The organism is Anaeromassilibacillus sp. An250 (genome assembly GCF_002159845.1).
GTDB classification, from domain to species: domain Bacteria; phylum Bacillota; class Clostridia; order Oscillospirales; family Acutalibacteraceae; genus Anaeromassilibacillus; species Anaeromassilibacillus stercoravium.
On sequence record NZ_NFJK01000013.1, the window covers coordinates 60337 to 85251 of the forward strand.

Annotated in this window: 20 protein-coding genes; 14 read left to right on the top strand and 6 right to left on the bottom strand. The window is 62.1% G+C overall.

Going from position 1 to position 24915, the window contains the following annotated elements; genetic code table 11:
- Window positions 1–7 precede the first annotated feature (7 nt).
- Entirely contained in the window at window positions 8–4855 is a 4848-nt protein-coding gene (locus tag B5F54_RS11900; RefSeq protein ID WP_087234468.1) for a glycoside hydrolase family 2 TIM barrel-domain containing protein, read from the top strand.
- Between the two features lie 356 nt (window positions 4856–5211).
- Here B5F54_RS11900 and B5F54_RS11905 read toward each other — a convergent pair whose 3' ends face one another.
- The 3 genes from B5F54_RS11905 to B5F54_RS11915 all read right to left on the bottom strand — a co-directional run bounded on the left by B5F54_RS11905 (window position 5212) and on the right by B5F54_RS11915 (window position 7950).
- Window positions 5212–5919, bottom strand: a complete 708-nt coding sequence (locus B5F54_RS11905; protein ID WP_087234470.1) for a hypothetical protein — start codon at window positions 5917–5919, stop codon at window positions 5212–5214.
- Window positions 5920–5921: 2 nt separating this feature from the next.
- Window positions 5922–7433 carry a DUF1538 domain-containing protein gene (locus B5F54_RS11910; RefSeq protein WP_087234472.1) on the bottom strand — a complete coding sequence of 504 codons (1512 nt, stop codon included), beginning with the start codon at window positions 7431–7433 and terminating at the stop codon, window positions 5922–5924.
- Window positions 7434–7524: 91 nt separating this feature from the next.
- Window positions 7525–7950: a MarR family winged helix-turn-helix transcriptional regulator gene (locus B5F54_RS11915; protein ID WP_087234474.1), complete on the bottom strand. Its 426-nt coding sequence runs from the start codon at window positions 7948–7950 to the stop codon at window positions 7525–7527.
- A 463-nt stretch (window positions 7951–8413) separates the two neighbouring features.
- Between B5F54_RS11915 and larE the strand changes: the two genes are divergently transcribed.
- The 13 genes from larE to B5F54_RS11985 all read left to right on the top strand — a co-directional run bounded on the left by larE (window position 8414) and on the right by B5F54_RS11985 (window position 22247).
- On the top strand, window positions 8414–9169 hold the full coding sequence (gene larE / locus B5F54_RS11925; RefSeq protein ID WP_087234478.1) for an ATP-dependent sacrificial sulfur transferase LarE: 756 nt from the start codon (window positions 8414–8416) through the stop codon (window positions 9167–9169).
- Between the two features lie 12 nt (window positions 9170–9181).
- Complete coding sequence (larB, locus tag B5F54_RS11930; RefSeq protein ID WP_087234480.1) at window positions 9182–9943, top strand: nickel pincer cofactor biosynthesis protein LarB; 762 nt, start codon at window positions 9182–9184, stop codon at window positions 9941–9943.
- Between the two features lie 4 nt (window positions 9944–9947).
- On the top strand, window positions 9948–11210 hold the full coding sequence (gene larC / locus B5F54_RS11935) for a nickel pincer cofactor biosynthesis protein LarC (protein ID WP_087234482.1): 1263 nt from the start codon (window positions 9948–9950) through the stop codon (window positions 11208–11210).
- On the top strand, window positions 11207–12814 hold the full coding sequence (locus tag B5F54_RS11940; RefSeq protein ID WP_087234484.1) for an ABC transporter substrate-binding protein: 1608 nt from the start codon (window positions 11207–11209) through the stop codon (window positions 12812–12814). Before larC ends, B5F54_RS11940 begins: the two co-directional genes overlap by 4 nt.
- 88 nt (window positions 12815–12902) lie before the next feature.
- Window positions 12903–13853 carry an ABC transporter permease gene (locus tag B5F54_RS11945; protein WP_087234528.1) on the top strand — a complete coding sequence of 317 codons (951 nt, stop codon included), beginning with the start codon at window positions 12903–12905 and terminating at the stop codon, window positions 13851–13853.
- Window positions 13850–14674 (top strand): ABC transporter permease, encoded by an 825-nt coding sequence (locus tag B5F54_RS11950; protein WP_087234486.1) that lies wholly within the window; start codon window positions 13850–13852, stop codon window positions 14672–14674. The genes B5F54_RS11945 and B5F54_RS11950 overlap by 4 nt, the downstream gene beginning before the upstream one ends.
- Window positions 14675–14686: 12 nt before the next feature.
- Window positions 14687–15619, top strand: coding sequence for an ABC transporter ATP-binding protein (locus tag B5F54_RS11955; protein WP_087234488.1), 933 nt, complete (start codon window positions 14687–14689; stop codon window positions 15617–15619).
- Window positions 15616–16221: an ABC transporter ATP-binding protein gene (locus B5F54_RS11960; protein ID WP_087234490.1), complete on the top strand. Its 606-nt coding sequence runs from the start codon at window positions 15616–15618 to the stop codon at window positions 16219–16221. The genes B5F54_RS11955 and B5F54_RS11960 overlap by 4 nt, the downstream gene beginning before the upstream one ends.
- A gap of 139 nt (window positions 16222–16360) precedes the next feature.
- Complete coding sequence (locus B5F54_RS11965; protein ID WP_087234492.1) at window positions 16361–17239, top strand: DUF362 domain-containing protein; 879 nt, start codon at window positions 16361–16363, stop codon at window positions 17237–17239.
- A 129-nt stretch (window positions 17240–17368) separates the two neighbouring features.
- Complete coding sequence (locus B5F54_RS11970) at window positions 17369–18517, top strand: aldo/keto reductase (RefSeq protein WP_087234494.1); 1149 nt, start codon at window positions 17369–17371, stop codon at window positions 18515–18517.
- Between the two features lie 182 nt (window positions 18518–18699).
- Window positions 18700–19635 carry a helix-turn-helix transcriptional regulator gene (locus B5F54_RS11975; protein ID WP_172749725.1) on the top strand — a complete coding sequence of 312 codons (936 nt, stop codon included), beginning with the start codon at window positions 18700–18702 and terminating at the stop codon, window positions 19633–19635.
- A 185-nt stretch (window positions 19636–19820) separates the two neighbouring features.
- Complete coding sequence (locus tag B5F54_RS11980) at window positions 19821–20090, top strand: DUF6110 family protein (protein ID WP_087234498.1); 270 nt, start codon at window positions 19821–19823, stop codon at window positions 20088–20090.
- Between the two features lie 81 nt (window positions 20091–20171).
- Window positions 20172–22247: a heavy metal translocating P-type ATPase gene (locus B5F54_RS11985; protein ID WP_207651968.1), complete on the top strand. Its 2076-nt coding sequence runs from the start codon at window positions 20172–20174 to the stop codon at window positions 22245–22247.
- Between the two features lie 203 nt (window positions 22248–22450).
- On the opposite strand, the gene B5F54_RS11990 is transcribed toward B5F54_RS11985, so the two are convergent.
- The 3 genes from B5F54_RS11990 to B5F54_RS12000 all read right to left on the bottom strand — a co-directional run bounded on the left by B5F54_RS11990 (window position 22451) and on the right by B5F54_RS12000 (window position 24875).
- Entirely contained in the window at window positions 22451–22690 is a 240-nt protein-coding gene (locus B5F54_RS11990) for an Lrp/AsnC family transcriptional regulator (RefSeq protein WP_087234500.1), read from the bottom strand.
- Window positions 22691–22851: 161 nt separating this feature from the next.
- Window positions 22852–23241 (bottom strand): heavy-metal-associated domain-containing protein, encoded by a 390-nt coding sequence (locus B5F54_RS11995; RefSeq protein WP_087234502.1) that lies wholly within the window; start codon window positions 23239–23241, stop codon window positions 22852–22854.
- 284 nt (window positions 23242–23525) lie between these two features.
- Window positions 23526–24875, bottom strand: a complete 1350-nt coding sequence (locus B5F54_RS12000; RefSeq protein WP_087234504.1) for a replication-associated recombination protein A — start codon at window positions 24873–24875, stop codon at window positions 23526–23528.
- Window positions 24876–24915: the final 40 nt, after the last annotated feature.

Below are 24915 nucleotides of genomic sequence, written 5' to 3' on the forward strand. Positions count from 1 at the left end.
AAGCCTTATGAAAGTGAAGAAACTGGTTGCCGGCATCCTGGCGGGCGTGATCGCCCTGTCCGCTGCGGGCATCTCAGCGTTCGCCGTGCTGTCCGACGACAGCAGCGAATGGAACGGGCAGCCCGAGGTTGTCCAGGTAAACCGGGAACCTGCCCGCGCGACGGCGTATCCGTATGAGTCGGAAGAAAAGGCGCAGGAGAACGACCCGGCGCAGTCGGCCTATTACAAGCTGCTCAACGGCGACGATTGGAAGTTCAGCTGGGCGGAGAAGCCCGCCGACCGCATCAGCCAGAAGGACGGCGCGTTTGCAGACGCCGGCTACGACGACAGCGGCTGGGACGACATCACGGTCCCGCTGAGCTGGCAGACGGTCAAGAACGAGGATGGCAGCTTCAAATACGACGAGCCCATCTATGCCAACCAGGATTATCCCTGGAAATACAATTCGCAGGACGCGAATATCCCCACCGGCGCAGCGCCGACCAACTTCAACCCGGTCGGCACCTACCGGAAGGTTCTGCCGGACGTTTCTGCATGGCAGGGCCGCCAGGTCTTCATCACCTTTGAGGGCGTTGAAGACGCGATGTACCTCTATGTCAACGGCCAGAAGATCGGCTACGGCGAGGATATGACCGCCCGGCAGGAGTTCAACATCACCGATGCGCTCGATTTTACCGAGGGCGCGAAGAACGTTGTGACCGTCGAGGTCTTCCGCTGGAGCGACGGCAGCTGGATTGAGAACCAGGACGGCCTGCGCCTGTCCGGTATCTACCGCGATGTGTACCTGTTCTCCAAGGACGACGTCGAGATCCGCGACTTCACCGTCGTGACCGACCTGGACGGCGAATATGTGGACGCGGATCTGAACACCGAGGTGGAACTGCGCAGCTTTGGCGATGCGGACACCGCAGACCTCACCGTGGAGGCGCAGCTCTACGACGCGGAGGGCAACCCCGTGGGCGAGCCGATGACGGCGGAAGCGCCCGCCTTTGCGGAAAACAAGGCGGTTGTGAACCTGACCGGCCATTTTGAGAACCCGCTCAAGTGGAACGCCGAGCATCCGAACCTGTACCGCATGACCATCTCCCTCAAGCGCGGCGGCGAGCCGGTGGAAAGCACGGCGGTCAACGTCGGTTTCCGCGAGTTTGATGTGATCAACCGCGGCACCACCAATGCGCAGATGGTTTTGAACGGCGAGCCGGTCTACTTTAAGGGCGTAAACCGCGGCGAGATGTCGCCGGAGACGGGCCGCCACCTCTCCCACGAGGAGATGGAGACGGACATCAAGCTGCTCAAGCAGTACAATCTGAATTCGGTGCGCACCGCGCACTATCCGGACGACCCGTATTTCTATGAGCTGTGCGACAAGTACGGCATCTATGTCATGGACGAGGCGAACAACGAATCCCACAACGGCCGCAGGCTGAACCCCGGCGTACCCGGCGACATCCCCGGCTATGTGGTCGCCTGTAAGGAGCGCGCGGTCAGCATGTTGGAGCGCGATAAGAACTATCCCTGCGTGCTGATGTGGTCCCCCGGCAACGAGGTCGGCACCGGCAAGTCCCTGGAGGGGATGCTCCAGTACTTTGACGAGAACGACCCCACCCGCCTGATCCACTACCAGGGCTGGAACGACAGCCCGTATGTTGACATGAAGTCGCAGATGTACCCGTCCTATACCGGAAGCCAGAGCGTTGAGCAGAACGGCCAGCGCAGCACGCTCCCATTCGTCATGTGCGAATACGACCACTCCATGGGCAACAGCACGGGCGGACTGAAGGACTATTGGGACATCATCCGGCAGTACCCGAACCTCCAGGGCGGCTGGATCTGGGACTGGGCGGACCAGTCGATCAACACCCAGATCCCCGGCGCGGAGCCCGGCGAGACCTTCTGGGCGTATGACGGCGCTTGGGACGTCTACACCGGAAAGAACAATTTCTGCGGCAATGGTCTGGTGGGCCCGGACCGGTCCATCCATCCGGCGATGTATGAGGTCAAGAAGGTCTACCAGTCCTTCCAGATGACGGCAAAGGATCTGGAAGCGGGTGTGATCACCATCACCAACGAATACATCGATACGAATGCGAACGAGTACGATATGACCTGGGAGCTGGTCCGCGACGGCGAAGTCGTTGCGAAGAACACCCAAACCGCAGACGTGCCGCCGCAGGAGACGGTGGACGTCGCGCTGGAAGGCTACACCGCACCGGCGGATGTGCAGCCTGGCGAGGAATGCTTCCTGAACATTTGCTTTACCACCAAGGAGGACTGCTGGTGGGCGGACGCCGGCCATGAGGTCGCAACCGAGCAGTTTGCATTCGACGTGGCCGAGGACAATCTGCCGGAGATCGACGAGAGCAGCATGCCTGCGTTCACCGAAGGGCAGATCCAGGAGAGCGATACAGCGCTCACCATTGCAAACGATACCTTCAGCGTGACCTTTGACAAGGCGAGCGGCAAGCTCACCTCCTATACGTCCAACGGCGAAGAGCTGCTGGCGGAGCCGCTGGAGCCGAACTTCTGGCGTGCGGTCACCGACAACGACGTCAAGACCTCCCACGACGCAAAGTGGCAGGACGCGGTCAAAGACGCGGAAGTCACGGGCTTTAACGTCTTCCAGGAGGAGAAAAAGGTCATTGTCACAGTGAATATGACCATGCCTTCGGCAGCGGATTCGCAGTATGCCTCCACCTTCACCGTCTATTCCGACGGCAATGTGGTGGTGCGCAGCACCCTGATGCCGGACAGCTCCATGAACAACCTGCTGCGCGTCGGCATGCGCTTGCAGATGCCCGCCGGCTATGAGAACATGCAGTGGTATGGCCGCGGCGAGGCCGACAACTATTGGGACCGCAAGTGGGGCTATGACGTCGGCGTATACAACAGCACGGTGGGCGAACAGTTCACCAGCTTCCTCAAGCCGCAGGAGATGGGCAACAAGGCGGATACCCGCTGGCTGGCCATCACCAACGATTCCGGCGACGGCCTGCTCTTCGATGCGCAGGAGGTTGTGGAAGTCAGCGCCCTGCATTATACCCAGGAAGACCTGGAGCAGGCGCGGTATCTCTATAACGTAGAGGGGACCGAGAATACGGTCGTCACGATCGACCAGCATCAGATGGGCCTGGGCAGCGCAAGCTGCGGCCCGGAGACGCTGGAGCAGTACACGCTGCCGGCCGACCAGGCCTACACCTACCTGTTCCGCATGAAGCCCATCCACAACGCGACCACGGAACAGCTCATGGCGGATAGCAAGATCGCGCTGCCGGACGACACCACGCTGGTGACGGACATCCAGATCGACGGCGAGTCCATTGAAGGCTTCAACAGCGACATCCTCACCTATACCTCCCGCAAGAGCCCGTCCGCGGGTATCCCACAGGTCACCGCCACCGCAGCCAGCGACGACGTGACCATCACGGTGCAGCAGGCGGAGGCAGTCCCGGGCCAGGCGGTTGTGACGGCCACCAGTGCGAGCGGCTTCCAGCGCGTCTATACCGTGGACTTTATCTTCAATGAGTATGTCTACCTGTCCGACCTGGAGGAGACCTCCGAGACGGTCGGCTACGGTACTTTTACCAAGGACGCCAACCTGAGCGGCGACAAGATCAGCGTCTATCAGGATGGCAGCAAGGTCACGTATGACAAGGGCATCACCGCACATGCGGCCTCCGAAGTCGTCTATGACCTCACCGGCCTCGACGCAGAGCGCTTCCAGGCATGGGTCGGCATCGACGGCATCAACCGCAACAACAATGTGCGCGGCGTGAAATTCCGCGTGCTGGTCGACGGCGATGAGAAGTTCGTGTCCAACGAAATGAAGGGCAGCGGCAGCAACGCGGAATATGTGGATGTCGACATCAGCGGCGCCACGACGCTGACCCTGATTGCCGATTTGACCACCAGCTCCAACGGCAACTGCCAGACCGTCTGGGCGGATGCAAAGATCAAGGTGCGGGCAGAGAGCGAAGAGCTCTTCCTCTCCGACGTCCAGGAGGAATCCGCCGAGGTGGGATATGGCGAGTTCACAAAGGACGCAAACCTACAGGGCGGCGAGATCACCGTCTATCCGGACGGCGTGAAGACCTCGTTTGAAAAGGGCCTTGCCGCGCATGCGGCCTCCGAGGTCGTCTATGACCTGACGGGCCTCAACGCAACCCGCTTCCAAGCGTGGGTTGGCATCGAGGACAAGGACCGTGGACAGGACGTCAAGGGCGTGATTTTCCGTGTGTTGGCAGATGGAAACGAAATCTTTGCTTCCAGCGAGATGAAGGGCAGAAATACCAACGCGGAATATGTGGACGTCGATGTGACGGGTGTGACGAAGCTGACTTTGATCGCAGAACTGACCAGCAGCAGCAACGGCCGCTGCAATACGGTCTGGGCGGATGCAAAGCTGCTCGTGACGGGCACAGAGCCGTCGGAGCCGCAGTTTGAGGTCGCAGAGGGGTCGGATGCGAAGATCACCACCGACGGCGATACGAAGATCCTCTACAACGTCCCGGCAGGGGCGACGACCGAGGACGTCGCCGCGATGCTCAAGCCTGTGCAGGGCGGCACGCTGGAATTCATGGAGGCGACCGGCGGTTCCATCGACGAGGGTTCGACGCTTGTCTCCGGCTACATCGTGATCCTGCGTGTGAACGGCACGGAAGAGGACCGCATGAGCGTGGCGCTTCTGGGCGACATCAACCCGGACGGCGCGGTCAACGGTTCCGATGTGGAGCTGGTCCGCCAGTCCATCGTGGGCAACCGCGGCTTGGAGCAGGTGGAAATGCTTTCCGCCGATATGAACGGCGACGGCGTCATGGATGCGCACGATCTGTTCCTGATTAAACAGCAGGCCAATTAATTGGCACGGATTTTTTGCAGCAGAACCTCCCCCGGCGGCCTTTTTACAAGGCCGCTTGCGGGGGCCCGCGCTGGGGGATAAAGCGCGGTAACCCTGGAAAAACAGGCAATCAAAACGGCCCCTTGTTGTAGTTGCTTCTACAACAAGGGGCCGTTTTCCTGTGTACATACAAAAGGAACTATGGGCCGTGCGGGAGCGCTCTGCCAGAGGCAGAGCCCAAAGGGGCGGCTTGCTCCGCGTGCTTTGAAATCCTCTCGCAAAAAGCACATCAAAGGGCCCGCTAGGAAAGACGCCCGGCTTCCCGTGCGGGAGAAGAGGCTGCACCCAGGCGCGAAAACCGCCCCGCCGTGGGAGGGTTATCCTTCCTCCAACCCCATCACATCGTCCACCGGGAGGGAGAGGACCACGCCGTGCGCCTCGGTCCTGAGGCCGCAGGCTTGGCTGATCGCAGACATGATTTCGCCTTTTTTGTCCCGCGGGACGACAATCATCACAAAGTCCTGTTCCTCCTGGATGGGGATTCCGAAGTGCTGGCTGGCACGCTCTGAGTTCCGCCGGCGGCCCTTCACAACCGTGCCGCCCCGCGCCCCGGCGCTCCTGGCTGCGTCGATCACGTCGTCGCTGCACCCGCTCTCCACAGATACCCAAATCAAAGAAAATTCCGACTTCTCTTTCATTTCTGCTTCGTCTCCTTTTTGTATGGCTTCCACCGCGCTGCGCGCCTCGTCGTTCAACATCTGTAACACATGGGTTTGAATCCCGCTGACTGGAACCGTGATGGCGATGCCGCCGCCCTTATGTGCAAAGGAGCCGTGCTGGTGCAAAGACGCCAAAAGCGGTTGGACCAGGAATTTGGGGACAAACGCTGTGGTGATGATCCGCGTCGTGCCCCCCAGCCCAAAGAGATCCAGAATCTCCGATGGGGCGGTCCCCTGCCCGCGGGCTTGGAAAAAGATCGGGATATGCATGCTTTGCAAGACCTCTTCCAATCGTTTTTCCTCTTCTTCCCGCGTGATTGTAATGAGCATCCGAAAAAGAATCCGAAGTTTCTCCTGTTCCGGCATACTTATTCCTCCTCCAGTTCAATGACGATATCATCCGACAGCTGCGCGGAAGGCTGCGGGACGGTTTTGGATTTGTGGGCATAGACAAGCCCCATAATTTGAATGGCGATCAACGGGGCCAGGGCCACCAAAGCGACAATCCCAAAGGCATCCGATACGACGTTGCCGCCGATGGCGGTGCAAGCCCCCATGGCCAGGGGCAGTAGGAAGGTGGACGTCATGGGCCCGCTGGCCACGCCGCCGGAGTCAAAGGCGATGCCGATAAAGACCGGCGGGACAAACCGGCAGAGGACCAGCGCCAGGATATACCCGGGAATGAGGACCCAATAGATGCTGATGCCCGTCAGGACGCGGACCATGGCCAACGCAACCGCGCAGGCCACGCCGATGGAAAGGGCGGCATTCATCATCCCGCGGGAGACGGTCCCGCCGGTGAGGTCTTCCACCTGCTCGTTGAGCACCTGGACGGCGGGTTCCGCTTTAACAATATAATACCCGATCAGGATGCCGATGGGGATCAAAAGCCACTTGAGGTTCCCCTCGCCCAGGCCACTCCCCAGCAGGCTGCCCACGGGCGCAAAGCCGACGTTCACGCCGGTCAAAAACAGGACCAGGCCCAGGTAGGTGTACAGAAAGCCCACGCTCATGCGGAACACTTGCCGTTTGTGGTAATGGCGGGAGAAAAGTTGAAACAGGATAAAGACCCCCGCCACCGGCAAAATACTGATGAGGACCTCTTTGGCATACTGGGGGATAGCCAAGAGAAATTGCATGGCCACGTCGTGGGTGGTATGCACCGGCGTGATCTTCACCGCCTCATAGACCGCGTCCGTCGGGTGGTAGAAGATGCCCAGCAGCAGGACCATGAGGATGGGGCCGATGCTGCACAGGGCGATAAAGCCGAAGCTGTCGTTGGCGCCGTCCTTGTCGCTGCGGGCGGCGGATAAGCCGACGCCGAGCGCCATGATGAAGGGGACGGTCATCGGCCCGGTCGTGACGCCCCCGGCGTCAAACGCCACCGCGATAAACTCCGAGGGGGCGAAGAAGGACAATAGGAACAGCAGTACATACAGGACCGTGAGCATTTTTGCAAGGCTGATTTTGAACAGGATGCGGAGGACCGCGATGGTGGTGAAGACGCCCACGCCGGTCGCCACGGTCCAGATCAGCACCTGGTTGGGGATCGAAGCCACCTGATTGGCCAGCACCTGCAAATCGGGCTCAGAGATGGTGATGATCGCGCCCATCGCAAAGCACACGGCGGCGATCCACAGGATGCTCTTGCTCTTTACCAGCCTGCCGCCGACGCCCTGGCCGAGCGGCGTCATTGCGATTTCCGCGCCCAGCTGAAAAAAACCCATGCCGACGATCAGGAGGACTGCTCCTGTGAGAAACAGCATGAGGGTTCCGACCTCCATGGGCACGATCGTAATACTCAAGAGCAACACGATGGCAGTGATCGGCAGCACGCTCGCCAGGGACTCCTTGATTTTTTCTTTCAGTTTCTCATTCATTTTGCGTAAGCAGACCTCCTTTGTTCGATGATTGACGCATTCGGTTGTTTCCCGGGGGAGCGGAACACAACCCCGGGACGCAGCGCAGCCCTCAGTGGGATTCCATATAGTTGCGCAGGATCTTTGTTTTAATCCGCAGATAGGCTTCGGCGTCCTCCGGCCCGAGCAGCTCCAGCGTTTTGGCGACCGAATCCACCACTTCGGCGCGCTTTTTCTGGATCATCTGCACGCCCGCGTCCGTCAAACAGACCAGGATTTTCCGGCTGTCCTCCGGGTCCACATTCCGTGTGACCAGCCCCTGCTCCTCCATGTGGTTCAAAAGGGCGGCGATGCGTGCGGTGCTGACCACCAGGCCCTTGCTCAGATCCTTGGGATGCACCAGCCCGGCATGCACCATCAGATAGTTCAGGACAAACCATTCCCCTTTGGACAAGCTGGACAGCTCCCGGCAGGCAGGGACCTGCAACAGTTGCCCTTGTAATGCAATCCACTCGTTTGCGAGGGACTTGTAATCCATTCTGCTCACCCCGGTAAAATAACTAATGATATTAGTTATTTTACCGGAATCCCTTTAGAATCTTATGAACAGGATGTAAACTTTTTGCCAGGAATTTTTGGCAGGCGGCACGTGGGGAGAACTTTATTCAGGCGGACTTTGCATATGCGCGCTCTATGGCTTGGGCAGCCGCTTAGGGGAAACGGCCCCGTGTTTTTCCGCCGCCCAGAAAAATTTTTGTCCGGGGCCATTTCCCTCTTGACATGGAGTCCACTCCAGATGGTAAACTAGACAAGCTGGTTCCTGCGAAACCGCCCGGCAAGAAGCCGGGGAAACCGGCCGAAGCCGGATTTTGGGCCAGCGCAACCATTTGCCGCTTCTTTTTTGGGAAGGGGCATTGCACCATGCAACAACATCGATACCAGGAAGGTATCTGCTTTCAGGAGAAAGCGGGTGCCTTCTTTTTTTATCGAAAGGAGCTTTTATGACGCTGGAACAATTTTTTCATGCGCATCCGCGGGCGGCCGTCGCCTTTTCCGGCGGGACGGACTCAGCGTTGCTGCTGTGGGCGGCCAAAACCTATGGGTGCGATGTGCATGCGTACTATATGAAGACCGCCTTCCAGCCGGCCTTTGAGCTGGCGGACGCCCGGCGGCTCGCCGGAGAGCTGGACATCCCCATGACGGTCATCGAGACGGACATCTTGGCCGTGCCCGGCGCGGCGGCCAACGGGCCGGACCGCTGCTACCACTGCAAGCGGCAGCTGTTTTCCGCGCTCTGGCAGCGCGCCCGCCGCGATGGGCACACGCTCTTGCTGGACGGCACCAACGCCTCGGACGACGAGGGGGACCGGCCCGGTATGCAGGCGCTGCGTGAATTGGAGGTCCGTTCCCCCCTGCGGGAGTGCGGCCTGACCAAGGACGAAGTGCGGCGCCTGTCCAGGGAGGCCGGGCTGTTTACCTGGGAAAAACCCGCTTACGCGTGCCTGGCCACCCGCATCCCCACAGGGACCCGCATCACAGCGGGGGACCTGGCGCGGGTGGAGCGCGCGGAGGACGCCCTTTCCCGCCTGGGGTTTGCCGATTTCCGGGTGCGCCTGCGGGAGGACGGCGCGCGCATCCAGGTGACGGAGGCGCAGATGGCGCTGGCCCGGGCAAAATGGGAGGAAATTTTGGAGCAACTCAAACCGGATTTTACGGACGTCCTGCTGGATCAAACGCCGCGGCAGGCGTCCCGATGAGGAGGGAACCCGATGGACAATAAGCAGGAGATTCTCCGTCTGCTCCGCAGCGTGGCGGACGGGACGACGGCGCCGGAGGACGCGCTGTTGGAATTGAAGGAGTCGCCCTTTGAAGATTTGGGCTATGCAAAGGTGGATTTCCACCGGAGCGTCCGGCAGGGAGCCGCAGAGGTGATCTATGGGGCGGGCAAGACCCCGGAACAGATCGCGGGGATTGTTTCCGCGATGGGGGAGCGGGGCTGCCGCAACATCCTCATCACGCGGGTCTCCCAGGAGGCCGCGGACCGGGTGGCGGAGTCGGTCCCCCTGGAGTACCATCCCCTTGCAAAGCTGGCCGTGGCCTTTCCCGCCGAACGGAAGCAGCGCGGCAACATCGTGGTGGCCACCGGCGGGACGAGCGACATGCCGGTGGCGGAGGAGGCCGCCCTCACCGCGGAAGCCATGGGGAACCAGGTCACCCGCCTTTATGATGTGGGCGTCGCCGGGCTGCACCGGCTGCTGTCCAATTTGGACGTGTTGATGCGCGCCCGCTGTGTGATCGCTGTGGCCGGGATGGAGGGCGCGCTGGCCTCGGTCGTCGGCGGGCTGGTGGACTGCCCCGTGATCGCCGTCCCCACCAGCGTGGGCTATGGGGCCAGCTTCGGCGGCCTATCCGCACTGCTGTCCATGCTCAACTCCTGCGCCTCCGGGTGCAGCGTGGTGAACATCGACAACGGCTTCGGGGCCGGGTATCTGGCGAGCCGGATCAATCAGATGGAAGGTTTGGAGGATTGAGGAAATGAGAACGCTATACATCGAATGCAACATGGGAGCGGCGGGCGATATGCTGCTGGCGGCGCTCTATGAACTGTTGGAGGATAAATCCGCATTTTTAGACACGATGAACGGCCTGGGTTTGCCCGGCGTACACCTGGAAGCTGTGCCCGGGACCACCTGCGGGATCGCGGGGACCCATATGCGCGTCACGGTGCACGGCGAGGAGGAACATGAACCCGCCGCCGGGCACGGCCACGGCCACGCGCACGGGCATGACCATGCCCATCCGCACGAACATGCCCACGCCCATGCGCACCACCATGCCACGCCGGGGCATATCGCGGAGATCATCGACGGACTGACGCTGCCCGATGCGGTCAAGCAGCACGCGCGGTCGGTATACGATGCGATTGCGGTGGCGGAGGCCAAGGCCCACGGCTGCCCGGTGGGCGACGTCCACTACCACGAGGTGGGGGCTTTGGACGCGGTGGCCGACGTCACGGGCGTGTGCTACGCCCTGCATCTGCTTCAGCCGGAACGGGTTGTGGTCTCCCCCATCCATGTGGGGAGCGGCACGGTGCGCTGCGCCCACGGCGTGATGCCGGTGCCCGCCCCCGCAACGGCGAACCTCCTGACGGGCGTGCCCATCTATGGCGGCGCGGTGCAGGGGGAGCTCTGCACACCCACCGGGGCGGTCTTGCTGACCCACTTTGCCGCTTCCTTCGGCCCCATGCCGGTGATGTCCGTGGAGGCGGCCGGCGTGGGGATCGGCACAAAGACGTTTGAACAGGCCAACTGCGTCCGGGCCTTCCTGGGGGAGACAGTGGACGAAACAAACGGCGAGATCGTGGAGCTAGTGTGTAACATCGACGATATGACCCCGGAGGCGCTCGCCTTTGCCAGCGCCCGCCTGCTGGACCTGGGGGCGCTGGACGTCTATACGGTGCCCGGCACCATGAAAAAGGGCCGCCCCGGTCATGTGCTCACCGTGCTGTGCCGCCGGGAGCAGGAGGGGGAGATGGCCCGGCAGGTCCTGGCCCAGACGACCACAAACGGCCTGCGCGTGCGGCGGTGTGGGAAGTATTTCCTGACCCCCGGGGCGGGCGAGGCCGCGACCCAATGGGGGCCGGTCCGCGTCAAATGGGCGCGGGGCTTTGGCGTCACCCACTGCAAGCCCGAGTACGACGATGTGGCAAGGCTGGCGCGGGAGCACGGCGTCCCCTTCCAGCAGGTGCAGACCGACGCGGTCCGCAACCTGCCCGCAGAGGGGGAGGAAACGCGATGAAGCGTGCATGCAAGATCGTTCTGTCCCTGCTCCTGGTGCTGGCGGTGCTCTGCGGCTGCCAGAGCGGGCAGCAGCCGGACGCCCCGTCCGGCGGACAGGCGGCGGAGGATTCCGTGGTCATCGCCCTGGACACCAATTCCGAGCCGGAGGCCGGGTTTGACCCCGCCTATGGCTGGGGCGCGGGGGAGCATGTCCATGAGCCCCTGATCCAAAGCACCCTGACGGTCACCGACGCCGGCCTGAACATCGGTTATGACCTGGCGACGGGCTACTCGGTCAGCGAGGACGGCCTGACCTGGACAGTGACCATCCGGGATGACGTCTCCTTCACCGACGGCGAACCGCTCACCGCCGAAGACGTGGCCTTTACCTATAACACCGTCAAGGAGGCCAGCTCGGTCAACGACTTTACGATGCTGGACTATGCCGAGGCGGTGGACGATACGACGGTTCTGTTCCACATGACCACGCCCTTCTCCATCTGGCCGTACACCATGGCCATCGTGGGGATCGTACCCGAGCACGCTTATGACAGCGCCACCTATGGCGCGAACCCCATCGGGTCGGGCCGCTATCTCTTAAAGCAGTGGGACCGCGGCCAGCAGGTCATTTTGGAGGCCAACCCGGACTACTACGGCGAAGCGCCCAAGATGAAGCGGGTCACGATCCTGTTTATGGAGGAGGACGCGGCGTTCTTGGCTGCGCAGGCCGGGCAGGTGGATGTGGCCTATACCTCCGCCACGTATTCTGACCAGGCGGTGGACGGCTATACCCTGGCCTCCTACCGCACGGTGGACAACCGGGGATTTAACCTGCCCGCCGTTCCCGCCGGGACGGACGCCAACGGGCGCGCGGTGGGCAACGACTTTACCGCCGACGTGCGGGTGCGCCGGGCGATCAACATCGGGATCGACCGGCAGGAGATGATTGACAACGTGCTGAACGGCTACGGCACGCCTGCCTACAGCATCTGCGACCAGCTGCCGTGGTACAACCCGGCGTCCGAGGTGGCGTATGACCCGGAGGGGGCCGCCGCCCTGCTGGACGAGGCGGGCTGGCGGATGGGCGCGGACGGCGTCCGGGAGAAGGACGGCGTCCAAGCGGAATTGACCCTGCTCTATTCCAGCGACGATTCGGTGCGGCAGGCCCTGGCCGCCGATTTTGCCAACCAGCTCGGCGAACTGGGGATTTCCGCCTCCATCGAGGGCGTCGGGTGGGATACCGCGTACGACCGCGCCCTCTCCGAGCCCCTGATCTGGGGCTGGGGGGCCCACACGCCCATGGAGCTGTACAATCTCTATCACACCATCGGGGACACCGGTTCCGCGCAGTATTCCCCGTATTCCAACCCCGCGGTGGACGCCTATATGGACCAGGCGCTGCAAAGCACCGATTTGGAGGCGTCCTATGCGCTCTGGCAGAAGGCCCAGTGGGATGGCACCACCGGCGTGACGCAGGAGGGCGACGTCCCCTGGGTCTGGCTGGTGAACGTGGACCATCTCTATTGGGTGCGGGACGGGTTGCAGGTCGCGGAACAGAAAATCCATCCCCACGGGCACGGGTGGTCCATTGTCAACAATGTGGACCAATGGAGCTGGGCGTGAGGATGTGGGGCAACGCCAGATTCGATTTTGAAAGGGAGGGACAGCTGTGAAACACCGCCTGCAATTTGCGGGGAAAAAGCTGCTGCGCATGGTGCTCTTGCTGCTGGGGGTGAGCCTGGCGGCCTTTCTCCTCATGTCCCTTTCGCCCCTGGACCCCCTCCAGACGAACGTGGGCCAGACGGCCCTGGGGTCCATGAGCCCGGAGCAGATTGAAAAGCTTCAGGACTACTGGGGGATGAACACCCCGCTGGCGGAGCGGTATCTGGGCTGGCTGTCCGACGCGCTCCACGGGGATTTCGGGGTTTCACTGCTCTACCGCCAGCCGGTGCTCCAGATCATCGGACAGCGCCTGGCCAATTCCCTGGGCCTGCTGTTCGTTGCGTGGGTGCTGTCCGGCGTTTTGGGGCTGGCGCTGGGGGTGACGGCCGGATGTTTCCGTGGCCGCTTGCCGGACCGCCTCATCCGGGGCTATTGCCTGCTGATTTCCAGCACCCCCGCGTTTTGGCTGGCGCTCCTGCTGCTGATGGTCTTTTCCGTCTGGCTGGGCTGGCTGCCGGTCGGGTTGTCCGTGCCCATCGGCGTGGAGGTCGGGAGCATCACCCTGGCGGACCGGCTGTACCATGCCATCCTGCCCGCGCTGACCCTGAGCATCACCGGCGTGGCGAACATCGCCCTGCACACAAGGGAGAAGATGATCGACGTGATGGAGTCGGAGTATGTCCTGTTTGCGCGGGCGCGGGGGGAGTCCCGGCGGTCCATTGTCCTGCGCCACGGGCTGCGGAACGTCGCCCTGCCCGCGATCACATTGCAGTTTGCGTCCATCAGCGAGATCATCGGCGGTTCGGTGCTGGTGGAGGAGGTCTTTTCCTACCCCGGCCTGGGGCAGGTGGCGGTGGACGCCGGGCTGGGCAGCGACCTGCCCCTGCTGCTCGGCATCACCGTGGTGACCGCCGCCATTGTCTTTGCGGGCAACCTGATTGCCGACCTGCTCTATGGCGTGGTGGACCCGAAGATCCGAAGGGGGGCGGCGCGGTCATGAAGGCATGGAACAGCCGGAAAAAGGTGCTGCTCCTTTTCTGCACCGCCGCCGTGCTCCTATGCGCGGTGGCGGTTGCGGGGATATTCCTGGAGGGCCGGGCGATGCAGACCGACTTCTCGCAGAAAAACCTGGCGCCCTCCCTGCAATATCCCTTCGGGACGGACTGGATGGGCCGGGACATGCTGGCCCGGACGTTGACCGGCCTGTCCCTGAGCATCCGGATTGGGGTTCTCACCGCCGCGGTCAGCGCGGTGATTGCCCTGGCCATTGGAATCGCCGCAGCCCTGCTGGGCCCCAAGGTGGACGCGGCGCTCTCGTGGTGTATGGATTTGGTGATGGGGATTCCCCACATCCTCCTGGTGATGTTGATTTCGCTGGCGTTCGGCCGGGGATTCACGGGGGTGGTCGCGGGCGTGGCCCTGAGCCATTGGCCCTCGCTGAGCCGGGTCATCCGGGGCGAGGTGCTGCAACTGCGGCAGGCGGCCTATGTGCGGGCCGCGGAAAAGCTGGGCGTCCCCCGGCGGCGGGTGGTCCGGCGGCATATCCTGCCCCATCTGCTGCCGCAATTTCTCACCGGCCTGATCCTTCAATTCCCCCACGCCATCCTGCACGAGGCCAGCGTGACCTTTTTGGGGTTTGGGCTCTCCCCGGAGCAGCCGGCCATCGGCGTGATCCTCTCGGAGAGCATGCGCTACCTGACCACCGGGAAGTGGTGGCTGGCGCTGTTCCCCGGGCTGGCCCTGGTGCTGGTGGTGCTGCTGTTCGCAGGGATGGGGGAGCGCCTGCGCCGCCTGCTGGACCCGGCCAGTGCCCATCAATAAAGGAGGAATCCCATGGAACCGATCTTGGAAGTGAAAGGGCTGTCCATCGCCTTTCAACAGTATGACGCGGGGACCCGCCAACGCCGGTTGCCGGTCATCCGCGACCTGTCCCTGTCCATCGGGGCCGGGCAGGTGGTGGCCGTGGTGGGGTCCAGCGGTTCGGGCAAAAGCCTGCTGGCCCACGGCATTTTGGGAATCCTCCCCTACAACGCCGCGATGGAGGGGGAGATCCGCTATGACGGCGAGCTCCTGACCCCCGAGCGTGTCGAAGCGCTGCGGGGCCGGGAGATCGTGCTGGTTCCGCAGGGCGTGACGTATCTGGACCCGCTGATGAAGGTGGGGCCGCAGATCCGCAGAGGGAAGCGCTCACCCGAGGCGCGCGCCAAAAGCCGTTCCGTCTTGGAGCGGTATGGGTTGGGCGCGGAGACGGAGGAACTGTACCCGTTCGAGCTCTCCGGCGGGATGGCGCGCCGGGTGCTGATCTCCACCGCCGTGATGGAGACGCCCCGGCTGGTCATCGCGGACGAACCCACGCCGGGCCTGGACGCCCGTGCCGCGGGCCGCATCCTGGGCCACTTCCGGGAGATCGCGGACGCGGGCGCGGGGATGCTCCTGATTACGCACGACCTTGAGCTGGCCCTGACCATCGCAGACCGCGTGGTGGTGTTCTATGCCGGGGAGACCGTCGAAGAGGCGGACGCCGCCGATTTTGCCGCGGGCCGCCTGCGGCATCCATACACGAGGGCGCTGTGGCGCGCCTTGCCGCAGAACGGCTTTATGCCCATCCCCGGCGCGCAGCCGTATCCCGGTGAGATTGCAGGCGGGTGCCTATTCGCCCCGCGCTGCCCGCATTGCCACCCGGCGTGCCGTGCGGCGGTTCCATACCGGGAGGCGGACGGCGGGCGCGTGCGCTGCCTGTATCCGGAGGAGGGAGGTACCCCATGAGCCTGGAAGCCAAAAATCTGTCGTTCCGCTACCGGCGGGGACAGCCGCCGGTGTTGCAGGCGGTCAATCTGACCGTGCACCCCGGCGAGCGGGTGGGGCTGCGCGGGCCCAGCGGCCGCGGAAAGACCACCCTGTGCAAGCTGCTTGCCGGATACGAGCGGCCGGGCAACGGGCAGGTCCTGCTGGACGGCAGGCCGCTCTCCGGTTTCCGCGGGTGCTGCCCGGTGCAGCTGATCGGGCAGCACCCGGAGACGGCCGTCGATCCGCTGCTCCGCCTGGGGGACACCCTGTATGAGGCAGGCCCCGTGGAAGAGGAGGTGCTGGAAGCGCTGCACATCGCCCCCGCCTGGCTGGACCGGTATCCCACGGAGCTCTCCGGCGGGGAGCTCCAGCGGTTTTGCATCGCCCGGGCGCTCCGCCCGGAGACCCGGTTCCTGCTCTGCGACGAGATCACCGCCATGCTGGACTTGGTCACGCAGGCGCAGATCTGGGAATTCCTGTTGGATGTAGCCAGCCGCCGGGACCTGGGCCTGCTGATCGTGAGCCACCAATCCCTGCTGTTGGAAAAGCTGTGTACCCGCATCGAACAGTTGGACGTTTGACGTCCGCTTGCACAGGATAAAAGAAAAAATGCATTTTCCCCCTTGACATGGAGTTTACTCCAGGTTGTAGCATACAGGATAGAGGATGCTGCCGGGACAGCCGGGGCATACAGACGTACTACAAAAGGAGGATTCCAGCATGGAGAAGGCAACGGTCTATTTTACAAAAGATCTTTCCGCGAAAGGTCTGATGAAGGCATATAACGCCCTTGGCGTCCAGCTCAAGGGGAAGGTGGCCGTAAAGATTTCCACCGGGGAACCCGGCGGCCACAATTTTTTGCAGCCCGCTTTGATCCAGGACCTGGTCAAGGCGCTGAACGGCACAATTGTGGAGTGCAATACCGCCTATGCGGGGCGGCGTTCTTCTTCGGAGGAGCATTGGAAGGCCATCGAGGAACACGGGTTCAAGGCCATCGCGCCCTGTGACATCATGGACGAAGAGGGCGACATGGCGATCCCTGTGACGGGCGGCAAACACCTGAAGGAAAACTATGTGGGCACGCATCTGAAAAACTACGATTCCATTTTGATGCTCTCGCACTTCAAAGGGCACGCCATGGCAGGCCTGGGCGGCGCGCTGAAAAACATGTCCATCGGCGTGGCTTCGGCGCGCGGGAAGATCCAGATCCACAACTCCGCCAAGAGCGAGGTCTTTGAGGACTGCTTCACCGCCGACCAGGATTCCTTCCTGGAGTCCATGGCGGATGCGGACCAATCCGTGATGGATTTCATGGGCCGGGAAAACATCGTCTACATCAACGTGGCCAACCGCCTGAGCGTGGACTGCGACTGCGATTCCAATCCCCACGATCCGGAGATGGCGGACATCGGCATCTTTGCCTCGCTGGACCCGGTGGCCGTGGACCAGGCCTGTGTGGACGCGGTGTACCATTCCCCGGACGAGGGTAAGGCGGCGCTGATCGAGCGCATGGAGTCCCGCCACGGCATCCATACGGTGGAGGCGGCCGCGGAGCTGGGCCTCGGTTCCAGGGAATATACGCTGGTCAACTTGGATTAAGACATTCATAAGGATACCCACAGCAAAACAGAATCCGCAGGGATGATCCGCACGGCAAAAGAGCATCCCTGCTTTTTTGTCTATGGTCGGACACACCGAAAGCAAAACAACAGGAAGGAAGAACTCTGTATGCAATATCGGAAATTGGGACGCACCGGCTTGCAGGTCAGCGAAATCGGCCTGGGGTGCGAAGGATTTGTCCTGAAGGACGACGCCTTTGCCGAGGAAATTTTTCGGACCGCTTTGGAAAGCGGCGTGAATTGTATGGATTTATATACGCCCAATCCCGACGTACACCGCCGGGTGGGACGCGCAATCCAGGGCCGCCGGGAGGCGTTTGTGCTGCAGGCGCACCTGTGCACCATCTGGGAAAACGGCCAGTACCGCGCCACCCGGGATCCGGAGGAGGTCCGCGCCTCCTTTGAGACCATGCTGAAAAACCTGGGTACGGATTACATCGATGTCGGGATGATCCACTATGTGGATTCCGTTTCGGAGTGGGAGAAGATTGCCAACGGCCCCGTCATGCAGTATGCGAAAGCGCAGAAGGAGGCCGGGCATATCCGCTTCTTGGGCGTGAGCAGCCACAACCCGGAGGCCGCCCTGGCTGCGGTGGAGAGCGGGTGCATCGACGTGCTGATGTTCAGCGTCAACCCGTGCTACGACCTGCTGCCCGGCGATGAGAATTGCGAAAAGCTCTGGGAGGGCGAAAGCTACGCGGGCGTGCTCTCCAACATGGACCCGCAGCGCGAACGGCTGTATGAAACCTGCCAGCGGCTGGGGGTCGGGATCACCGTGATGAAGGCCTTCGGCGGCGGGGATCTGCTCAGCGAGGAACTTTCGCCCGCGGGCAAGGCGCTGACCGTCAACCAGTGCATCCACTATGCGCTGACCCGTCCGGCCGTGGCCTGCGTGATGTCGGGCGTCCGGAGCCTGGAAGAGCTGAAGACGTCGCTCGCCTATGAGACGGCGACCGACGCGGAGCGGGATTACGCCGCGGCCTTTGCCTCCTTCCCCCGCATGAAATGGGAGGGGTACTGCATGTACTGCGGGCACTGCGCGCCCTGCCCCAAGGGGATCGACGTGGCCACGGTCACCAAGTTTTTGAATTTGGCCCGCGCCCAGGGGATGGTGCCCGAGACCGTGCGCGAGCACTACGCGGCGCTGCCCCATAAGGCGGGGGAGTGCGTGGCCTGCGGCGCCTGCGAGAAGCGCTGTCCCTTCGGGGTGGCCATCCGCGCCAACATGAAAGAGGCGGCGGCGACGTTCGGCGCGTAAGGAAGACGCGCAGGCGCCGCACCGGCAATCCTTGACAAATCAAAACCATCTCTGGTATGATACACAAAGAGCCGCTCCAAGCGAGCGGCTTTTTCAAGGCTATAAGTTAGCCTTAGCTAACTTATAGAATGCATTTTCACACCGAATGCTGTGGGGACATCCGGAAAAGAGGGACATGTGAGATGATGGGGGAGTACATCCGGCGGTGGGCAGCGGAAGGGGCCCATGCGGGTGAGATACAGGGGCCGTTTTCCCTGGAGGGGATTACGGCCTGGGAGTGCGATCTTTCCGGCTGTGCGCCGCTCGAACCGGCAAGCGTACAGCCCGCGCATGTGGAGGCCCTGTTTTGCCGGGAGGGACAACTGCGGGCAACCCTTTGCAAGGGGCAAACCGTCTGCGCAGGGCCGGGGGAACTGCTTCTGGTCTCGGATGCGGCGGAACTCCGCCGTTTCTCCCTCGAAGACGGTTGCTTTCAAGGGATATTTGCCCTGATGGACAAGGCCGCCTCCCGGGACCTGCCCGCACAGGAGCGCACCCTGTGGGCGGGGGATGCCTCCCCCATGGACCAAGTGGCCGGCCTGCTGCGCAGCCACAACGGCTGTATGGCGGTCCGCGAGCCGGTCTGGGGGCCGTCCGTCCTCGCGTCCCTGTGCCAGCTCCCAAAAGAGCGGCGGGGCGCTTATTTCCTGCTCAAGCTCTGGGAACTCCTGTACCTTCTGTGCAACCGGCAGCCGGCAGCGGTTGCCCCCTGCGCAAACGGGTATTACGACCATTACCAGGCGGACGCCGTCCGGAACGTCCACGACTATATGCTGGCGCATTTCGACCAGCACATGACCGTCCCGGAACTGGCCCGCCGGTTCCAGCTATCCCCCACGTTTCTCAAAAGCTGCTTCCGGCGGCTATATGGCGCGCCGGTCCACACGTATCTTCAGCAATACCGCCTGCAAACGGCGGCGCGCCTGCTGCGCACCACGTCCGACAGCGTGCTGCACATCGCGGTGGCCGTGGGATACACGGGCACCAGCCAGTTTGATTCTGCGTTTAAAGCGCTCTATCATATGACCCCGGCGCAGTACCGCAAGTGGTGCCGCGAAAATAATGTCCAAAACCGATGAAATCCGTCCGTTTCCGGCGGAATTTCCTCACCGGCTGTGCTATATTTAAGTTTCAAATGAATGCCATGTGCTAGGAGGTGTCCCGTTTGAAGCAACACAAATTCTGGGCGTGGGGGGCTGTCATCTGCATGGTGATGGTGATTCTCACAGGCTACCGGCACAAATAATTCTGGAGGAATTGCCTTATGAACATCTATCAAAAGATCGCTTTATTCGTGGGCGGCGCGCTGTTTGGCTCCGCCGGGATCAAATTGTTGAGCAGCAAGGACGCGAAAAAGGCGTATACCCATGCCACCGCGGCCGCATTGCGCGTAAAAGATTCGGTGATGGGCACGGTGACCTCCGTGCAGGAGAACGTAGCGGATATTCTAGCCTCTGCCAAGGACATCAACGAACAGCGCGCCGCGCAGGAGGAAACCGTCGAGGATACCTCCAAAGAGGCAGCGGAGGCTTAATGGGGAAACGCACGGCCCATTTACACATCCAACAGAAGAGGGCCGCAGGCGCGGCCCTCTTCTTCCTTTCGGAGGTCAACGATGAAATTTCAAATTGTACATGAGAGCAGCGGGCGCATGCGCATCCACTGCGCGCAAAAGCGGATGAGATTGGAACAGGCCGACCTTCTCGAGGCTTACCTGCAACAGACCGGCGGGGTCCGGCAGGCCGTTGTCCACGAGCGGACCTGCTGTGCCGTAATCCATTACCAGTGCGCGCGCGAAGAGCTGCTGCAACGGATCAGCCGCTTTGCCTACGACGCCGAAGGGGTGGCGGAGCTGGCCCCGCTGCACAGCAGCCGGGCGCTCAACCGCACCTATGAGGAAAAGCTGGTGGGGCGCATTGCCTTCAAGGCGGTGCGTTCGCTCTTCTTTCCCGCGCCCCTGCGGATTGCCTATACGCTGTGGAAATCCATCCCGTACCTGTTCCGCGGGGTCCGGTGCCTGCTGCGGGGAAAACTGCGCGTGGAGCTGCTCGACGGGCTGTCCATCGGGATCTCCATGGTGCGGCGGGATTTTGCCACGGCCGGTTCCGTGATGTTCCTGCTGGAGCTGGGCGAGCTGCTGGAGGAGTGGACGCACAAGAAGTCCGTGGACGACCTTGCGCGCTGTATGTCCCTGAACATCGACCGTGTCTGGCTCAAAACGCCGTCCGGCGAGGTCCTCGTGCCCTTGAACCAGGTCAAAACCGGCGACCGCATCGCCGTGCGCATGGGTGGCCTGATCCCCTTGGACAGCACCATCGAGGAGGGCGAGGTGATGGTCAACCAGGCGTCGCTCACCGGGGAATCCATCCCCGTGCCGAAGCGCCCCGGCACCGCGGTTTACGCGGGGACGGTCGTGGAAGAGGGCGAATGCATCCTGCGCGTGACGCAGCAGTCCGGCGAAAGCCGGTACGACAAGATCGTGGCCATGATCGAGCAGTCCGAAAAGCTAAAATCCGCAGCGGAGAACAAGGCTTCCAACCTGGCGGACAAGCTGGTGCCCTATACGCTTGTAGGGAGCGGGCTGGCGTATCTGCTGACCCGGAACGTCACGCGCGCCCTCTCGGTGCTGATGGTGGATTTCTCCTGCGCACTGAAGCTCGCGATGCCCCTGGCGGTCCTCTCCGCCATGCGCGAGGCCAGCACTTATCATGTGACGGTCAAGGGGGGAAAGTATCTGGAGGCGGTCGCCAAGGCGGATACGATCGTGTTTGACAAGACCGGCACGCTGACCTATGCCTGCCCGGTGGTGGCGGGGGTCATCCCCTTCGGCGGCCACAGCGAAGAGGAGATGCTGCGCCTGGCCGCCTGCCTGGAGGAGCATTTCCCGCACTCCATGGCCAACGCCGTGGTACAGGCCGCGCGGGACCGCGGGCTCTCCCACGAGGAGATGCACTCCCAGGTGGAATACCTCGTGGCCCATGGCATTGCCAGCACCGTCGGGACGGAGCGGGTGGTCATCGGCAGCGCGCATTTCGTCTTTGAGGATGAGGCTTGTACAATTCCTGATGGGGAACAGGAGCGGTTCGATACGCTTCCGGAGCAATATTCCCACCTGTATCTGGCCATCGGGGGGCAATTGGCAGCGGTGATCTGCATTTCCGACCCGCTGCGCACGGAGGCCGAAGCGGTCATCAATGCACTGCGACGGTTGGGGATTCAAAAGACCGTCATGCTCACCGGCGACAGCGAGCGCACCGCCGCAGCGATTGCCGCACAGGTAGGCGTGGACGAATACCATTCCGAGGTCCTCCCCGAGGACAAGGCCCGGTTTGTCGAGGCGGAACGCGCGCAGGGGCATACGGTCATCATGCTGGGCGACGGTATCAACGATTCTCCGGCCCTTTCTGCGGCGGACGTTGGCATCGCAATCAGCGACGGCGCGGCGATTGCGCGGGAGATCGCGGATATCACGATTGCCGCGGACGACCTCTTTGAGCTGGTCAGCCTGCGGATGATCGCCAGCAGCCTGCTGCGCCGCATCCAATCGAATTACCGCTTTGTCATCGGTTTCAATGGGGGTCTGATCGGGCTGGGCGCCGCGGGCGTCCTCCCCCCGGCCACCTCTGCCATGCTGCACAACCTCTCCACGTTGGGCGTCAGCCTGCGGAGCATGACAAACCTGTTGGATTGACGGGCGTCCGCCCCCGGAAATGCCAAGGCAGGCGGCCCTGTGCGCAGCCTGCACCCGGGAAGGATGGCAGTTGCCCTGGAAATCCTTCTGTTTTTATCCATCCCAACCGATCGAATTTTAACGGGCGGCGCCCCTTCAGCCTATGAGGCCGGAGGGGCGCCGCCCGTTGCATAACCGTGGCTGCCTATGAAAAGGCAGATGTTTTATGGGGTCTCCTGTGACGGGTGTGCCCGTATAAAGGCAGGGGCGTGGGGGCTGTGCGTCCCACAGTGCCCGCAGCCCTTACACTGGGGGCCGCAACCGCAGGCCTTCCGCAGATACCCGTTGGATTCCAGGGACTCCACCCGCCGTTGCACCTCTTTCTGGGGCTCCCGCAGGGAATTGGCCAGGTCCGCGACAGACCAGGCGCGTCCATCGTTCAACAATTCCATCAGCCGGTCCAACGATGGTTCACCTCCTTTTTCTGGAAAGCTGCCCCGGGAACGGGGCGATGCATCGCATGGTTGGCGGTTTGCGCATGGGCAAACGGATGGAAACGGACATGCATAAGTTAGTCAAAGCTAACTTATGCGCAAAAAAGAAAGCGTTCCCGCCCGCTTCTGCCTCAATGGGATACTGCCGTTTGGTTGTTCTGGACCGAAAGCACGATGTAACCTGCCGCACGCACGGCATCCCGCAGCGTGTCCTCCGGAAGCGGCTGTTTCATCCGCACGGCTGCCTTGCGGGAGCTGAGGTCCACCTGTGCCCAAACGCCGTCCAGTTGGTTGAGCGCATTTTCCACGCGCCGTACACAGTTGGAACAGGTCATGCCGTCGATGGTCAACACCGTCTCATATGGGTAGTGGGTTTTATCCCGGTCCGCTACCTTAACCTTCTTGACCGCTCCTTCGTGTTCGCCGCAACAACCGCCCCCATAACGGAGTTTCCGGATGTAGCTGTAAACTCCGTAGATACAGGCCAGCGCCAATAAAACAGAGATTATGAGGGTTGCCATTTCCAAAGCCTCCTTGGTTAGTTTCTGCTAATTAAGGTAGCACAAATTCCACGTTCTGTCAATGCGGCGGCGTCCATCGCTTCATTTAGGCATACGGCGTGTTTCCCGGGAGTGCCGGCCGGCTGTTTTGGCCGGAACCGGCCGCACAAGGAGACCGCGAATCGAAACAAATGCTTCCGTTCTGTCCTCCAAAGGACAAAATGGCCGGGAAAACTTTTCCCGGCCATCTTGCTCGCATCTTTTGCGCACGGGACGGGGACATAGTCTGCCAACCGCAAACAAGGTCATTTCCCCTGCGGGCCTTCCTGTTCCTCCCTGCGCTTTTGCGCCCGCCACTGTTCGATCTGGCGCAGGCGCTCCTGCACGCGCACTTCGGAACCCTGCGCGGTGGGGATGTAGTATTTCCTCCCCTGCAGCGCGTCTGGAAGGCATTGCATGGTGGTGAGCTTGTCCTCTGTGTCGTGGGCGTATTGATACCCCTCGCCGTAGTGCAGGTCCTTCATCAGGCGGGTGGGGGCGTTGCGGATCTGTAGGGGGACCGGCTCGTCCAGCATCTCCAGCGCGTCACGTTTGGCGGTTTCGTACGCCACATAGAGCGCGTTGGATTTGGGGGCGAGGGAGAGGTAGGTCACCGCGTGGGTCAGATGGACCGAGCACTCGGGCATCCCAATGAAATGGCACGCCTGGTAGACGGCCGTGGCGATTTCAATCGCCCGGCTGTCGGCCATCCCGACGTCCTCGCTGGCAAAGCGGATGAGGCGCCGCGCAATATAGAGGGGGTCCTCGCCGCCCTCCAGCATGCGGGCCAGCCAGTAGATTGCAGCGTCGGGGTCGCTGTTGCGCATGGATTTGTGCAACGCCGAAATGAGATTGTAGTGCTCTTCTCCGTTCTTATCGTAGAGCAGCGACTTTTTCGAAAGACACTGCTTCAGGATTTCAGGCCCGACCACCACACCAGCAGAAGTTCGTTCGCCGTTCAGCACGGCCATCTCCAAGGTGTTCAACGCGGTGCGCGCATCGCCGTTTGCAAAATTTGCGATCATCGCCAGCATGTCCCCGGCTATTTGGACGGATTCCCCGCCGAAACCGCGGGGGTCCGTAAGCGCATGGCGCAGGAGCGTTTGCAGGTCCTCTGGGGACAGCGCCTGCAACACGAAGACTTTGCAGCGGGAGAGAAGCGCCGAATTGATTTCAAACGAAGGGTTTTCGGTCGTCGCGCCGATCAAGATGATGCTGCCGCGCTCGACAAATGGGAGGAAAGCATCCTGCTGCGCCTTGTTAAAGCGGTGAATCTCATCGATAAATAGGATGGTCCGCTCCCCAAACCGGCGGTTTTCTTCTGCGCGCTGCATGACCTCGCGGATCTCTTTGATGCCGCTGGTCACTGCGCTGAAATCGATGAAATTGGCGTGGGTCCGTCCGGCGATGATGCGCGCCAGGGTGGTCTTTCCCACGCCGGGCGGCCCCCAGAAGATCATGGAGGAAATGCGGTCCTGGTCGATCAATTGCCGCAAAATTTTTCCCTCGCCCAAAAGGTGCTCTTGCCCGACAAATTCCTCCAGGGTGCGCGGCCGCATCCGGCTGGCCAATGGCCGGTCCATCCCCTGCTGTCCAAATAAGGTCTGCTGTTCCATAAGACGCCTCCGCAGTTACCGTTTTTTCTATTTTACCACC